2 protein-coding genes are annotated in these 884 nt (G+C 21.2%); both read left to right on the forward strand.

From position 1 onward, the window contains the following. Positions 1-285 precede the first annotated feature (285 nt). Positions 286-516, forward strand: coding sequence for a hypothetical protein (locus tag ELQ11_RS09580; RefSeq protein WP_052950071.1), 231 nt, complete (start codon positions 286-288; stop codon positions 514-516). 12 nt (positions 517-528) lie between these two features. Beyond that, positions 529-714, forward strand: coding sequence for a polymerase (locus ELQ11_RS09585; RefSeq protein ID WP_070242826.1), 186 nt, complete (start codon positions 529-531; stop codon positions 712-714). Positions 715-884 lie beyond the last annotated feature (170 nt).

The following is an 884-nucleotide window of genomic DNA, read 5'->3' on the forward strand; positions in this document are numbered from 1 at the left end:
ATAAGCTTCTATCCAACGCTCTAAATCTTCGCTTATTGTAGTATTTTTAAGTTTCATTTTATTTATATCCTTTTTTTATAACATAATTGAATATTATGTTATATTTATTTGCTTGTGTTAATATCAAAATATATATTTTAATAGGCTTATTTTGATATAAGATTATGTTATATATTTTAAATTATACCATAAAAATATTTATATTTTTGCATTATTTGTCTATTTATACAATTTTTTATTAAAATTATGGTATAATTTATATATTTTAACAAATAAAGGATAAAAATGGAAAAAAATGCAATAAATAATGAAAATATTCAAAAAAATGAAATATTAATTCCAAAAAGAGTATTATTTGATGAAAAAACATTAAAAATGATAGAAATGATGATTCCTACTTACAAAGATGAAATTTCTAATACAAATAAAGAAAATGAGAAAATTAATCAAATGATTAAGCTTGCTATAGAAAAAATGTTTAAAAATGATTTTTTGAATAAAATAAATAATTTTTAATTAGGTTTTTTTATGAATAATGTTTTGTTGCACAGAATAACTGAGAAAGGAAACATTCGCTATTATAGCATAGAAATTATTGCCACTCTATTTGAGGAATATATGGTTGAGAGAGTTTACGGAAATGTGCGTTTTAAAAGTTGTACAGGAAGAAAAAATAATGTATTTCCAAGTTTTAATGAGGCACAAATTTTTTGAGAGATTAAAGAAACAAAAAATGAAAAAAGGGTATGCGTAAGTTTTTGCTCAAAAAATAAGAAAAAACATTGATAAAATAGGCTTTTGAGATAAGCTTTTAGCTAAACTCTCAAAAACAGGTAAAAAATCCTTATCAAATCCGCTAATTTCAATTTTTATAGCCATTTGTA

The organism is Campylobacter sp. US50a (genome assembly GCF_004379015.1).
GTDB lineage: Bacteria > Campylobacterota > Campylobacteria > Campylobacterales > Campylobacteraceae > Campylobacter_D > Campylobacter_D jejuni.